Origin of the sequence: Tenuifilum thalassicum (assembly GCF_013265555.1) — a bacterium.
GTDB lineage: Bacteria > Bacteroidota > Bacteroidia > Bacteroidales > Tenuifilaceae > Tenuifilum > Tenuifilum thalassicum.
In genome coordinates this window covers 857,377-870,998 of record NZ_CP041345.1, presented here as the reverse complement: position 1 = coordinate 870,998, position 13,622 = coordinate 857,377, and the positions used below count along the sequence as shown (strand labels likewise).

The window sequence follows — 13,622 nt, the reverse complement described above, 5'->3', positions numbered from 1 at the left end:
TTTTTTATTTTCTGCCTGGTGATTCTTACCGTTGGCGTACTTTAACTTTTCTCGTTTTATCCTATATACTTCAATACCAAGGAAGTAATAACGAATTACCCAATACTCAACATACCACTTTTGGTCCAATGATAAAATTGTATCTTTTAAAAATTTTCTTTTTCCAATAAAAGGTGTTTTCATCAAATTCACATCAAACTTATAAATTCCACATCGTCCTGATATTTATAATAAAATTAAAAAGATTTTATTAAACAGCAAACCAATTCATTAAAACAATTGCCTAAAAAGATATATATTTCCTAAACATGATTAAATAATGCCCTAAACAATGAAGATGCTACTTACATCAATATTGCTAGAATTGCTAATTGATCTTTTCAGGAGCTCAACAATGGCCTTTCTTCCCTGATTTTCCAATGAGATTGAGTACTTGTTAACATAAAGTTCAATATGATTTTTCATAACCTCAAGGTCCATTTCCTGGGCATATTTTCTAACAAATTCAAAGGTGCTTTCGGGGTGCTTAAAAGCGAATTCAATGCTTTCGCGGAGCATTTTATTTATTTGGGATTTAACCTGTTCGGGCAAGGACCGACGAACTGCAATTCCACCAAGTGGTGTAGGTAGTCCAGATTGCTTTTCCCATAAGTCACCTAAATCTGCTAGCTTAATGAGCCCTTTTTGTGCATAGGTGAATCGCGATTCATGAATAATGACTCCGGCATCAACATCGCCAGCCAATATCGCATCCTCAACCTTTGAAAACAACATGAACTTTTTATTTTTAACTTTAGGGAAAGCCAAATTAAAAAGGAGATGCGCTGTAGTATGCTTACCAGGTAGAGCAATAGTGTAGCTGTGTAAATTTTCTATGTCTATATCACTTTTTGAAACTAAAAGAGGGCCAACACCTTCACCTAAGGCACTACCAGCATCGAGGAGCTGGTAATCGTTGTATAATTGAGGATAAACTCCAAAACTTATTTTAGTTATATCAGGCTCTCCTTTTAATGCCATAACATTCAGGTCCTCAATATCTTCAAGAGTGGTTTCAAACTCAAATATTGAATTAACTATCCCATTTACCATGGCATAAAACATAAAGGTATCGTTTGGACAAGTTGAAAAGTTAAGGGTAAGCTTCATAGTTTAGAAATCATTTAAAATAATTGTGTTAACAATATCGGGTAAGGCATTCCATAGATTCTTTACAGCTAGCTCTACTTTCCAGGCATTCCTATTTCTAGTTTCCACATAGTTAGAAATAGCCCTTACACCTATAAATGGAATGTTACGATTTAGACAATAGTAAAAAACTGCTGCCGATTCCATGGTTTCGATATCGGCATTCCACTTTTCCTGAAGAGAACGAATTCTTTCCAGCGAGCCTGAAACGGTAGAAAGCGTAATACCGTATACTTCTGGAAAAACTTTGTTAAATCTATTTACATAAGGGCAGGTTAAATACCTTAAAGGTTGCGACGGATTTGAAAACTGTGTTTCATCAATATGAACATAGTTCCCATTACTGTCGATACCATAGTCGGCAAGCGAATCTTGGGAGACTAAAACAACACTTCCTAAAGGAATATCTAAATTATAACTCCCAGCAATACCTGCATTTACTATGAAATCGTAATTATTAGCAACATTACAAAGGTTAAAAATTGTGGGCACAGCACCAATCCCAGAAATTAAAACATCAACGTAAATATCATTTAGGGAAATAGTATACAAACTTTGGGCTCCATCAGATAAGGAAAATGGAACCTCATTTTTTGAGGCCAAAACCAACAATATTCTCTTTTGCGTACTCAATTCTTTAAAGTTTACTAAACATAAGTAAGATAAAATTGTTAAATGGAATTTGATTTGTAAATTTATCAAAAATAAGCGAGGCAAAGTTCGCTAAGAATATCAAAAAAGATATGCCAACAGTATACTTAACAAGAAGAGAACGTTTTAGTTCAGCTCATAGGCTTTTCAAATCGGAGCTGAGTGATGAAGAAAACCTTGAACTATTTGGGCAATGCTCACACCCGAACTGGCATGGGCACAACTACGAGCTTTTTGTTACTGTAAAAGGTAATGTTAATCCAAGCTTGGGGTATGTGGTTAACCTCAAAAAGATTAGCGAAATAATTAGAACTCATATAATTCAAAAACTTGACCATAAGAATATCAATGTTGATGTAGATTTCATGAAGGGGGTATTAGCAACAACAGAGAATCTAGCCATTGGAATTTGGAAAGAACTTGAGGTGCCTATTCAAAAAATTGGTGCAACTTTGCACTGTGTGAAGATTAAGGAAACAGAGAATAATTTTGTTGAATACTACGGAGATTAAAAAAAATGGAAGTTATTAATCACAACGCATCGTTAAATGATGATGAGGGTTACATAAGAATTGATAAGTGGAACCCAGAAACAACTGAAAAATTAGCCTACCATTACAAAGAGATACTGAAGCTCATTGGCGAGGATGTGGACAGGGAGGGATTGCTGCAAACTCCAACAAGGGTTGCCAAAGCAATCCAATTTTTAACTCATGGGTATAACATCGACCCTCACGCCATGGTTAGGAGTGCCAAATTCCACGAGGAGTATAAGCAGATGGTTCTTGTTAAGGATATTGAACTCTACTCCTTATGCGAACACCATATGATACCTTTTTATGGGAAAGCACACGTTGCATACATTCCAAATGGTTACATCACAGGGCTCAGCAAAGTGGCAAGGGTTGTAGAAGCTTATGCAAGGCGACTTCAGGTACAGGAACGTTTAACCGTTCAGATTCGCGATTGCCTGCAAGAAACCCTAAATCCATTGGGCGTTGCTGTTGTTATTGAGGCTGCTCATATGTGTATGCAGATGAGGGGCGTTCAAAAACAGAACTCGGTAACAACTACTTCGGCATTTACTGGAGCATTTCTAACACACAACGAAACGCGCGAAGAATTTATCCATTTAATTGGTGTAAAACTTCATTAAAATAAAAGGGGGCTTAACCACTGGCCCCCTTACTAATTATTTCAACGTTCTAATCTCGTTGTTGAATTTTAAGCCCATTGGGACGCTGAACACCCTGTTCAGACTCCACCTCATCATTTCTATTTTTCTTGTTTTTATACTTGAAGTAAATATCAACTAGGTCAAACTTATATGTGACTGAAAACTGAAAAGAGCGGAACCTTGATTTTGTGCTTTCATCGAGCTGACGGTAAACGTCAACAGCACCTAAGTCATAACGTAAATCTAATCCCCATATTCCATCTTTTGTTGGATACTCTGCACCACAACCAAATGAAAATCCCCAATCGAATCTTGTCCAATGATAATCGTTATAAGACATTCCATCGCTATAAATAACAGTTCCACTACCAACACGTGTGGTAGAGTAAACTCCACCATTAGCATAAACCTTTCTTAACCCAAGAAGGCTAAACGTATATCGAGCCAGGATTGGAATTTGAATAGAAGGCATTCTTTTAGTTTCAGTAATTCCTGCTGTTTCGCCTATTGCTCCCTTAGATATTAGAACAATTTCGCTTTGAACAGAAAACCTATTGGTGAAACCTAATTCACCAACAACACCCAGCTGATAACCCAATCGGTTCTTAACAGTATAATTACTGTATGACCATTGGCTAAACTTTGAAAGGTTCATCCCCACCTTTGGTCCAACATACACGAAACCAACATCGTGACCAAATACTTTAAAAAGTTGCGCATTTGTTTGAGTTACTCCTAAGGTAATGGCAAGTACAAAAATTAATATTCGTTTCATTTTGATATCATTTTATATCAAATTAACTAATTTAATGTGTATTAAGCAAGTTTTTGATTTATTTTAGATAATTTACTTATAAATTTTTATCAATTATCAAACAGTATTACACTCTAAACTAAAATTATTAAAAATAAAGGGGAGGGAAACACTAATCTAAATAAAAAGGCAAAAGTTAGATTTGTTAAATCAAACATGTTATTCCTCCCCTCTGATGTTTTTTAACTAAATGTGTTCAGCCACCAAGTCCCCTGTTTCCGAAGTTGAATATCCCATTCTCCCAGCTGCAAGACTCTTAAGCTTATAAGCGGTAACAAACTTAATGGCATCTTCAATTGCACTAGCGGCTTCATTTTCGCCCAAATGCTCAAGAAGCATTCCGCCTGCTGCAATTGCTGCAAGAGGATTAATAACGTTCATACCAGTATACTTAGGAGCAGAACCACCAATTGGTTCAAACATCGAAACCCCTTCGGGGTTCAAATTTCCACCTGCAGCAATTCCCATTCCACCTTGGGTTATAGCGCCAAGATCAGTAATAATATCACCAAACATGTTTGTGGTTACGATAACATCGAACCACTCTGGGTTTTTAACCATCCACATACAAGTAGCATCAACATGATAGTACTCACGCTTAATATCTGCAAAATGAGTTTCACCCATTTCGTGAAAGGCTCTTTCCCAAAGGTCAAAAACATAGGTAAGTACATTAGTTTTTCCGCAAAGGGCCAGGGTGTTTTTTTTGTTTCTTTTACGTGTATACTCAAAAGCAAATTTCAGGCATCTATCAACCTGCATTCTATTGTACATCATATTTTGAACAGCAATTTCATGAGGTGTGTTTTTTAAAGTGACACCTCCGGCACCAGTATAAACATCCCCAGAATTTTCTCTTATAACAACATAATCGATATGTTCAGGGCCTTTATCTTTCAAGGGAGTGTCAACACCTGGGTATAACTTAACTGGACGTAAGTTGATATACTGATCCAGTTCAAACCTAATTTTTAGGAGAATCCCTTTCTCAAGAATACCAGGTTTCACATCTGGATGTCCGATTGCACCCAACAGTATTGCATCGGCCTGTTTTAACTCTTTGATTGCAGAGTCGGGAAGGACCTCTCCAGTTCTTAGATATCGGTCGCCACCAAAATCGTAATTTATGAATTCGAGATTAAATCCAAATTTAGCCGCTGCTGCTTTCAATACTTTTACACTCTCTCTGGTAACCTCAGGTCCTGTTCCGTCGCCTGGGATTAAAGCAATTTTATAAGTTTTACTCATAAAAACTCCTTTCAGATTATTTTAATTTACTCGTTTTCTGATTGAAACAATTTATTTACATTACTGAAGTTTTTTTCGTTCTCGATGATGTTAAGCATTTTCTCGGTAGCCTTAATAGCCGACTCCGTTTGATCGGCATCGAGCCCTCTTGTTTTAAAGACTCTCCCTTTATGCTCCCAAGAAATTACAGTTTCGACAAGTGCATCGGTTTTACCGCCTGGTGGAATTGTTACAAAGTAGTCGACAAGATAGGGAAGTTCCTCTCCAATGCTTTCATAGATCTTTTTAACTGCTTTCATAAAGGCATCGTATTGTCCATCGCCAGAAGCCGTTTCCTGATAAATGTCACCATGTATTTCGATTTGAACGCTTGCCATTGGTTGCATGCCACAAGTAAGCCCAAGCGTATAGTTTTTAATGCAAACCCGGGAATTACTGTTGCTGCGTCCAATAACATCGGAAATGATAAATGGTAAATCTTCCACTGTTACACTTTCCTTTTTATCACCTAACTCAATTACACGCTGAGTAACTGTTTTAATGATATCAGGCGAAAGTTCTAAGCCTAATTCTTCGAGATTTTTCGTTACTGACGCCTTACCAGAAAGTTTCCCGAGTGCATATTGTCTTTTCCTACCAAAACGTTCAGGCAATAAGTTGTTAAAGTAAAGGTTGGCTTTACTATCCCCATCGGCATGTACTCCAGATGTTTGTGTAAAAGAGTTTTCACCCACGATAGGTTTATTAATAGGAACCCTAACACCACTATATGATTCAACAATTTTACCCACCTTGTAAATTTTATTTTCCTGAATGTTTGTTCTAAACGATAATTGATCGTGAATAACAGCAATAGCACTTGCCAATGGTGTATTCCCTGCTCTTTCACCGAGGCCGTTTACCGTTACATGAACTCCCTTGATACCTGCTTTAAGGGCTGCGAAAGTATTAGCAACAGCCAGGTCATAATCGTTATGAGCGTGAAAATCGAAGTGTAAATCTGGATATCGACTTGTCATTATTTTGCAACAGTCAAATGCCCGATCGGGATTAAACACCCCCAATGTATCGGGAAGCATGAAGCGTTTTACAGGGGCATTTCTCAAAGCATCAATCAAATAGAAAATATAGTCTGGAGATTGCAAGATGCCATTGGACCAATCCTCAAAATATAGGTTAACATCGATATTTAGAGACTGTGCCTTTTTAATCACGTATCGAATTTCATCGATGTGTTGGTCGGGTGTTTTTCGCAGCTGTTTTTCCAAATGAAGGGGAGAGCCCTTGCAAAGCAAGTTTATAACACGCAAACCTGCATCTCTAATCCATTCTATTGATTTGTCACCATCAATAAAACCGAGCACTTCTACTTTGTCTATTAGGTTATTAGCTTGTGCCCATTCAGCAACCTTTTTGGCTGCTTCAAACTCTCCCTTTGAAACGCGTGCAGAGGCCACTTCAATGCGATCAACTTTAAGCTCTTTTAAAAGTAAAGTTGCTATATGAAGTTTCTCAACTGGAGAGTATGCAACACCTTGCATTTGCTCACCATCGCGCAAAGTTGTATCCATTACCTCGACCTTCATAACCATGCCCTTTGTTTTTCAAACTGTACAATTTTATCTTTAAGCCTAAGAAGATAGTCGACATCATCAAGGCCTTTCAGAAGGCACTCTTTTTTCCACGGACTGATTTCGAAAGTTTCCAATATTTCTAAACTAGGTACTTGTAGTAACTGTTTCTCTAAATCAATTTTAACATATACTCTAGGATTATCCATAATACCCTTCAATAGAACTTTAAGCCTATCGTCTGAAACAACAATAGGTAGCAACCCATTATTGAGGGCATTATTTTTAAAGATATCGGCAAAAAAACTAGAGATAACAACTCTAAATCCATAATCGGTTAGCGCCCAAACTGCATGTTCACGGCTTGAGCCACAACCAAAATTAGTTCCAACTACCAAAACACTACCAGAAAATGCTTTATTATTAAGGATAAAATCTGGATTTGGGGTGCCATTCTTTAGGAACCGCCAATCGTAAAAAAGTTTTTCTCCAAAACCTTCTCTCGTTGTAGCATTTAGAAATCTGGCAGGAATAATCTGGTCTGTATCAACATTTTCAACAGGAAGAGGTATGCATGTCGATTCCAAATATGTAAACTTTCTGAACGCCATAATATTAGTACTTTTTAATTATTAAAAAATTGCATAGGGTTCACAATTTCACCTGTAATAGCACATGCTGCAGCTGTTAGAGGGCTTGCCAAGAGAGTTCGTGCACCAGGTCCCTGTCGTCCTTCGAAATTTCGATTTGAAGTTGATACGGCATACTTACCAGCAGGGATTTTATCTTCATTCATAGCAAGACAAGCCGAACAACCAGGCTGTCTAATTTCAAATCCAGCCTCGTTAAACACTCTATCAAGCCCTTCGCTATAAATTTGTTCTTCAACATTTTTTGAGCCTGGAACTATATAAGCAGTAACATTAGAGGCTTTTTTACGACCCTTAATAATGGATGCAAATGCCCTAAAATCCTCAATCCTACCATTTGTACAGCTTCCAAGAAAAACATAGTCTATCTTTTGTCCTAATAGCTTCATCCCAGGCTTAAATCCCATATAATCAAGGGACTTCAAAAAACTTTCCTTCTCCTTTTTGCTAGATGGAGGATTAGGAATTACCCCATCGACAGGAATGGCCATTCCTGGATTTGTACCATAAGTTATCATAGGATGAATCTTTGTAGCGTCAATCCCAATTTCTTTATCAAATACAGCTCCTGGGTCAGTTTTAAGGGTATTCCAATACTCACGTTCTTTTGGGGAGATTTTAAAGCCGCTAAGTTTTGTTGCATTTTCAACATATTCAAACGTAACACTATCGGGAGCAATGAGGCCACCACGAGCCCCCATTTCGATGCTCATATTACAAATAGTCATACGCTCCTCCATATTGAGCTTTTCAATAACCTGTCCAGCATACTCAACAAAGTACCCAGTTGCCCCACCCGAAGAGAGTTCAGCAATGATATACATAATGATATCTTTAGCGGTTACCCCTTTAGGGGTTTCACCATTTAAATTAATTCTCATGGTTTTAGGGCGAACCTGAGGAATACATTGCGAAGCAAAAACCATTTCCACCTCTGAGGTTCCAATCCCAAAAGCAATTGCTCCAAAAGCGCCATGAGTAGAAGTGTGGCTATCGCCGCAAACAATTGTCATGCCAGGACGAGTATATCCAAGTTCTGGGCCTATTACATGAACAATACCATTATTGGGATGTTGCATGCCAAAATAGGTAATACCGTGTTCTTTACAATTTTCGTCAAGCGTATTAACCTGACCTCTTGAAATCTCGTCAGGAATTGGCAAATGCTGATTTTGGGTTGGGATATTATGATCGGCGGTTGCAAGGGTTTGCTTTGGCCTAAAAACTTTGATGTTTCTCTTTCTTAGCCCCTCAAAGGCTTGAGGACTGGTAACCTCATGAATGTAATGCTGGTCGATATATATTATATCCGTATTACTATCTATTGAGGACACCACATGTGAATCCCAGATCTTTTCGAATAATGTTTTTGGTTCCATTTAATCTCTGTTATTTATTTTAGCTAATGCATTAACCAGCGCCTTAACCGAAGCCGTAACAATATCGGTATCTGCAGAAAACCCGTAGTAATTATTCCCTTTATATTCAAGTTGAACATGCACTTTACCTAAATCATCGCTACCTCGTGTAATAGCTTGAATTAGGAATTCCTCGAGCAGAAAGTTTTTTCTGATAAGCTGTTTAACAGCGGTAAAGGAAGCATCAATAGGCCCATTACCAGTTGCTGTAGAAACATGAACTTCACCATTTATTCGTATGCCCACTGTTGCGACAGGCATCATTGATTTTCCACAAGATACTTGTAGAAGTTCTAACTCTAATGGTTGTTCTCCTTGGGCAGCCTCTCCAATAAGGATTCTTATATCATCATCATTAACTACCTTTTTTTTATCAGCTAAATCTAGAAAGCGGGAATAAATACCATCAAGTTCATCTTTTGACAACTTGTAACCTAACGCCTCGATTCTATGTTTTAAGGCTGCACGTCCACTCCTTGCGGTAAGAATTATTGCTGATTCATTAATCCCTACATCGACAGGATTGATAATTTCATAGTTCTCTCTTTTTTTTAGAACTCCATCTTGATGGATTCCCGATGAGTGGGCAAAAGCGTTACGGCCAACAATAGCTTTATTGGGCTGAACAGGCATATTCATTAAGGTAGATACAAGCCTACTTGTTTTGTATATTAGCTTGGTATTAATATTAGTGTGTAGATTTAGGTAGCTATGGCTTTTAAGGGTCATCACAACCTCCTCCAACGAAGTATTACCTGCCCTTTCTCCAATTCCGTTAAGGGTCACCTCAACCTGACGGGCACCATTTAACACCCCCATAATAGTGTTAGCAGTAGCCATTCCAAGGTCATTATGACAATGGGTAGAGATTATAACCTTATCTATATTCTTTACGTTAGCCTTAAGGAATTTTATCTTCTCGGCATACTCTTCGGGTAGGCAGTAACCAGTTGTATCGGGAATGTTTACAACAGTAGCACCAGCTTTAATAACTGCCTCAATTACTCTAGCAAGGTATTCATTATCGGCTCTACCCGCATCCTCGGCATAAAACTCAACATCTTCAACGAATTTTTTTGCGTATTTAACCGCTTCAACCGCCCGAAGAATTATTTCTTCGGGGGTTGTTCTAATCTTATGTTCAATATGCCAAGGAGAAACTCCAATACCCGTATGGATTCTTTTAAGCTTTGCATATTGGAGTGCATCAGCAGCCACCTCTATATCCTTTTTTACTGCACGAGTTAGAGCGCAGATAGTTGGTTTTGTCACTGCCTTAGAAATTTCAACTACAGATTTAAAATCACCAGGACTAGATATAGGGAAGCCTGCTTCAATTACATCAACGCCCAGCTCTTCAAGTGCCTTTGCCACCTCAATTTTTTCAATGGTATTAAGCTGACAACCGGGCACCTGCTCTCCATCGCGAAGAGTTGTATCGAAAATAATTATCTCATTATTCATAACCGATTACTCTTTATGATTTGGTCTAAGCTTTCTAACTGCTTGTCCAGCTTTCCATATCTCAGAATTGCCCAACTCATTCAACTCAGCCTCAAGAACATTTCTATAATCGGGTTGGCTAAGGGCTTGAATTACACGTTGTGTCTCTTTACCAGATTTTACGTTTTCGTAAAGCTGTTTGAAAACGGGTAAAACTGCATCCCTAAATCGAGGCATCCAGTCTAAAGCGCCACGCTGAGCTGTAGCGCTACAATTAGCATACATCCAATCCATACCTTTCTCATCGACTAAACGGATAAGGCTTTGGGTTAGCTCCTCAACAGTTTCGTTAAATGCCTCAGAAGGCGAGTGCCCATTTTCACGCAAAACCTTATACTGTGCATCCATAATTCCAGCCAAAGCTCCCATTAGAACTCCTCTTTCTCCAGTTAAATCGCTATAAACCTCTTTCTCAAATGTTGTTGGGAAAAGATACCCCGAACCAATTGCTATACCTAAAGCTAAAACTCTCTCGGTTGCTCTACCTGTGTAATCCTGAAATACAGAATAGCTTGAATTTATTCCTGCACCTGCCAAGAAATTACGCCTTACACTTGTACCAGACCCTTTGGGTGCACATAGAATAACATCGATATTTGATGGAGGGATTACACCCGTTTGCTCTTTGTATGTTACAGAGAATCCATGAGAAAAGTATAGGGCATCACCTTCGTTTAAACATTCCTTTAGCTCAGGCCAAAGTATTCGCTGTGCAGCATCGGAAACAAGGTATTGAACAATGGTTCCTTTCTTTGCTGCATCGGCAACAGGAAAAAGGGTTTCGCCTGGTACAAAGCCATCGGCTATTGCTTTATCCCAATCACTTTTAAATTCTGGCGATTGACCAACTATTACGTTAAACCCTTGGTCCCTCATGTTTAGTGCCTGAGCTGGGCCTTGAACACCATAGCCAATTACAGCGATGGTTTCATTTTTAAGTACCTCTCGTGCTTTTTCAAGAGTAAACTCCTCTCGAGTTACTACATCTTCAATTACTCCTCCAAAATCAATTTTTGCCATTTTCTTTTTCTTTTTTTAGTTAAACATAAATTGTACTATTACTCTGTTTACAATAATTCAACAGTTGCATTCTTATACTCCTTACAGTTAAAAGCGCTATCTACTTCACTGAGATAATCCTGAAATTCTTTTACTTGTCTTGTAACAGCAACCCTACCCGATCTAGCAAACTGAAGTATCCCGAAAGGCTTTAATGCACAAAACAACTTCTTTATTTCATCAACACTTCCTACCTTTTCAACCACCATAAACTCTGAGTTTATCTCAATAAACTTTGCATTATGTGTTTTCATGATTAAATCAACCACATCGTTGGAAAGAATAACCTTTGCCGATAGTTTGAACAATGCTATTTCCCGACTAATGACATCGTTTGATGAGTTCACAAAGACCTTAATAACCTCAATAATCTTTTCAATCTGCTTGGCAACTTTCCTAACCTTTTCGTAGGTAGTCTTAACCACAAGGTTAATAAGCTGAACCCCCTCAACAGCAGATTCAGATGTTGTAACGCTCTCGATATTGAGCTGACGTCTGGTGAGAACTATTGTGATATGGTTTAAAATACCAACACGGTTCTCTGTAAAAATTGAGATAGTAAATTCTTTTTCGTTCATAACTTATTCTTTTAATCTGATTTCTGAAATTGATGAACCAGGTTCAACCATTGGGAGGACATTCTCTTCCTTTTCAACAACCACCTCTAAAAGAAATGGGCCATTTGTCTCCAATAACCGGGTTAATGCTTCATCAAGATTTTGTCTTTCAGTTACTTTCAGAGCAGGAATATTATATCCACTTGCAATGGTGATAAAATCGGGGTTTACTAGTTCGGTTTCTGAATACCGCTTATCAAAGAATAACTGCTGCCACTGTCGAACCATACCAAGGAAAGAATTGTTAAGAACAATAATTTTTATAGGTATATTGTGGTGAAGGATGGTACCAAGTTCCTGAATAGTCATCTGGAATCCACCATCTCCTAGTACAGCCAACACAGTTCTATTGGGACATCCAATCTTTGCGCCAATTGCCGCAGGGAGTCCAAACCCCATAGTTCCCATTCCGCCAGAAGTAATGAAAGAACTTATGCTCTTAAATCTGTAGTACCGGGCAGCCAGCATCTGATGTTGACCTACATCCGTAGCAACAATTGCTTCACCGTTAGTCTTCTTCGATAGCTCATTAATAACTTCAGCTATGGTTATAGCTCCTGTATCTGGCTTAACAGCTTTTTTAATAACAGTTTCGAATTCTTGATTCTCATAATCTTTGAATTTCTTAATCCATTCATCATGTAAGGCTGGCTCAACTTTTGGAATAATCTGGCTAAGAGCCTCTTTAGCATCACTATTAATCTGAACATCAACGTTTACAACCTTATTTATCTCAGCTTCATCGATATCGATGTGAATAATTCTAGATTTTTTTGCATAATCATTTAGTCGGCCAGTAACTCTGTCATCGAATCGCATTCCAATAGCAATGATGACATCGGCTTCATTGGTCAACTTATTTGGACCAAGGTTTCCATGCATGCCAAGCATTCCAGCATACAGCTCATGGTCAGTTGGGAAGCTAGATAACCCCAATAATGTTACGGCAACAGGAATGTTTGCTTTTTCGGCAAGCAACCTCAGCTCTTTTTCTGCTCTTGAGATGCTAACCCCATGGCCAGTTAGTATTAGAGGACGCTTAGAGTTATTAATTAGAGTTGAAGCAACTTCAATTTCTTTTTCTTTTGCTGGTTTATTAGGATAATAACCCCTTATACCAGAACACGAATTGTACTTAAACCTAAGCAAGCCTAGCTGTGCATCTTTGGTAACATCAATAAGAACAGGACCAGGGCGACCTGTTTTGGCAATGTAAAAGGCTTTAGCAAAAATCTCTGGTATATCATCTGCTTTTTTAACCTGATAATTCCACTTCACAACAGGCATTGAAATTCCTATTATGTCTGTTTCCTGAAAGGCATCAGTTCCTATTAAGTTTGAACTAACTTGAGCAGTGATAAAAACAACTGGAACAGAGTCCATATAGGCATTTGCAATACCAGTAATCAGATTTGTTGCACCAGGACCAGAAGTAGCAAAGCACACCCCAGGTTTTCCTGCAACCATAGCATATGCCTGTGCTGCATGAGCAGCCCCTTGCTCGTGTCGAGTTAGAATATGCTTAATATGTTTTTTGTAATCAAGTAATTTGTCGTAAATAGGCATTATGGCACCTCCAGGATACCCAAAAACAGTATCAACACCCTCCTCTATTAAACAGCGAAGTATTGCTTCTGAACCAGTAATTTTATTTAATGACGAATGAATAGTACAAACGTTTGCTTGATGTGTTAATATTTTAGTTTCCATAACCTTAAACCATTTA

General features: G+C 38.2%; 13 protein-coding genes. 2 read left to right on the top strand and 11 right to left on the bottom strand.

Annotated elements, in window-relative coordinates; translation table 11 throughout:
* Nucleotides 1–324 precede the first annotated feature (324 nt).
* Together FHG85_RS03575 and FHG85_RS03570 are read right to left on the bottom strand one after the other, a co-directional pair.
* On the bottom strand, nucleotides 325–1,149 hold the full coding sequence (locus FHG85_RS03575; protein WP_173073069.1) for a 1,4-dihydroxy-6-naphthoate synthase: 825 nt from the start codon (nucleotides 1,147–1,149) through the stop codon (nucleotides 325–327).
* A gap of 3 nt (nucleotides 1,150–1,152) precedes the next feature.
* The gene (locus FHG85_RS03570) at nucleotides 1,153–1,821 is read right to left on the bottom strand and encodes a phosphorylase family protein (RefSeq protein WP_173073068.1); all 669 of its coding nucleotides are present in this window, start codon (nucleotides 1,819–1,821) and stop codon (nucleotides 1,153–1,155) included.
* A gap of 110 nt (nucleotides 1,822–1,931) precedes the next feature.
* Here FHG85_RS03570 and FHG85_RS03565 point away from each other — a divergent pair, with 110 nt between their 5' ends.
* Both FHG85_RS03565 and folE read left to right on the top strand, forming a co-directional pair.
* Entirely contained in the window at nucleotides 1,932–2,351 is a 420-nt protein-coding gene (locus FHG85_RS03565; RefSeq protein WP_173073067.1) for a 6-carboxytetrahydropterin synthase, read from the top strand.
* Between the two features lie 5 nt (nucleotides 2,352–2,356).
* On the top strand, nucleotides 2,357–2,995 hold the full coding sequence (folE, locus tag FHG85_RS03560) for a GTP cyclohydrolase I FolE (protein ID WP_173073066.1): 639 nt from the start codon (nucleotides 2,357–2,359) through the stop codon (nucleotides 2,993–2,995).
* Nucleotides 2,996–3,044: 49 nt separating this feature from the next.
* Here the strand turns inward: folE and FHG85_RS03555 are convergent, their stop codons facing one another.
* The 9 genes from FHG85_RS03555 to ilvB all read right to left on the bottom strand — a co-directional run bounded on the left by FHG85_RS03555 (nucleotide 3,045) and on the right by ilvB (nucleotide 13,606).
* Nucleotides 3,045–3,791, bottom strand: a complete 747-nt coding sequence (locus FHG85_RS03555) for a porin family protein (RefSeq protein ID WP_173073065.1) — start codon at nucleotides 3,789–3,791, stop codon at nucleotides 3,045–3,047.
* Between the two features lie 225 nt (nucleotides 3,792–4,016).
* The gene (locus tag FHG85_RS03550) at nucleotides 4,017–5,078 is read right to left on the bottom strand and encodes a 3-isopropylmalate dehydrogenase (RefSeq protein ID WP_173073064.1); all 1,062 of its coding nucleotides are present in this window, start codon (nucleotides 5,076–5,078) and stop codon (nucleotides 4,017–4,019) included.
* A gap of 26 nt (nucleotides 5,079–5,104) precedes the next feature.
* A complete protein-coding gene (locus FHG85_RS03545) occupies nucleotides 5,105–6,670 on the bottom strand; it encodes an alpha-isopropylmalate synthase regulatory domain-containing protein (protein WP_246249264.1) in 1,566 nt (521 codons plus the stop codon).
* On the bottom strand, nucleotides 6,661–7,260 hold the full coding sequence (gene leuD / locus FHG85_RS03540) for a 3-isopropylmalate dehydratase small subunit (protein ID WP_173073062.1): 600 nt from the start codon (nucleotides 7,258–7,260) through the stop codon (nucleotides 6,661–6,663). The genes FHG85_RS03545 and leuD overlap by 10 nt, the downstream gene beginning before the upstream one ends.
* A gap of 14 nt (nucleotides 7,261–7,274) precedes the next feature.
* Nucleotides 7,275–8,678, bottom strand: a complete 1,404-nt coding sequence (gene leuC / locus FHG85_RS03535) for a 3-isopropylmalate dehydratase large subunit (protein ID WP_173073060.1) — start codon at nucleotides 8,676–8,678, stop codon at nucleotides 7,275–7,277.
* On the bottom strand, nucleotides 8,679–10,181 hold the full coding sequence (locus FHG85_RS03530; protein ID WP_173073058.1) for a 2-isopropylmalate synthase: 1,503 nt from the start codon (nucleotides 10,179–10,181) through the stop codon (nucleotides 8,679–8,681).
* Nucleotides 10,182–10,187: 6 nt separating this feature from the next.
* Complete coding sequence (gene ilvC / locus FHG85_RS03525; protein ID WP_173073056.1) at nucleotides 10,188–11,240, bottom strand: ketol-acid reductoisomerase; 1,053 nt, start codon at nucleotides 11,238–11,240, stop codon at nucleotides 10,188–10,190.
* A gap of 47 nt (nucleotides 11,241–11,287) precedes the next feature.
* Nucleotides 11,288–11,857 carry an acetolactate synthase small subunit gene (gene ilvN / locus FHG85_RS03520; RefSeq protein WP_173073053.1) on the bottom strand — a complete coding sequence of 190 codons (570 nt, stop codon included), beginning with the start codon at nucleotides 11,855–11,857 and terminating at the stop codon, nucleotides 11,288–11,290.
* A 3-nt stretch (nucleotides 11,858–11,860) separates the two neighbouring features.
* Entirely contained in the window at nucleotides 11,861–13,606 is a 1,746-nt protein-coding gene (gene ilvB / locus FHG85_RS03515) for a biosynthetic-type acetolactate synthase large subunit (protein WP_173073052.1), read from the bottom strand.
* Between the last annotated feature and the right edge of the window lie 16 nt (nucleotides 13,607–13,622).

Coding starts and splice junctions, on each gene's coding strand:
- FHG85_RS03575 (WP_173073069.1), bottom strand. CDS start 1,149: ATGAAGCTTACCCTTAACTTTTCAACTTGTCCAAACGATACCTTTATG.
- FHG85_RS03565 (WP_173073067.1), top strand. CDS start 1,932: ATGCCAACAGTATACTTAACAAGAAGAGAACGTTTTAGTTCAGCTCAT.
- folE (WP_173073066.1), top strand. CDS start 2,357: ATGGAAGTTATTAATCACAACGCATCGTTAAATGATGATGAGGGTTAC.
- FHG85_RS03555 (WP_173073065.1), bottom strand. CDS start 3,791: ATGAAACGAATATTAATTTTTGTACTTGCCATTACCTTAGGAGTAACT.
- FHG85_RS03550 (WP_173073064.1), bottom strand. CDS start 5,078: ATGAGTAAAACTTATAAAATTGCTTTAATCCCAGGCGACGGAACAGGA.
- FHG85_RS03545 (WP_246249264.1), bottom strand. CDS start 6,670: ATGGTTATGAAGGTCGAGGTAATGGATACAACTTTGCGCGATGGTGAG.
- leuD (WP_173073062.1), bottom strand. CDS start 7,260: ATGGCGTTCAGAAAGTTTACATATTTGGAATCGACATGCATACCTCTT.
- leuC (WP_173073060.1), bottom strand. CDS start 8,678: ATGGAACCAAAAACATTATTCGAAAAGATCTGGGATTCACATGTGGTG.
- FHG85_RS03530 (WP_173073058.1), bottom strand. CDS start 10,181: ATGAATAATGAGATAATTATTTTCGATACAACTCTTCGCGATGGAGAG.
- ilvC (WP_173073056.1), bottom strand. CDS start 11,240: ATGGCAAAAATTGATTTTGGAGGAGTAATTGAAGATGTAGTAACTCGA.
- ilvN (WP_173073053.1), bottom strand. CDS start 11,857: ATGAACGAAAAAGAATTTACTATCTCAATTTTTACAGAGAACCGTGTT.
- ilvB (WP_173073052.1), bottom strand. CDS start 13,606: ATGGAAACTAAAATATTAACACATCAAGCAAACGTTTGTACTATTCAT.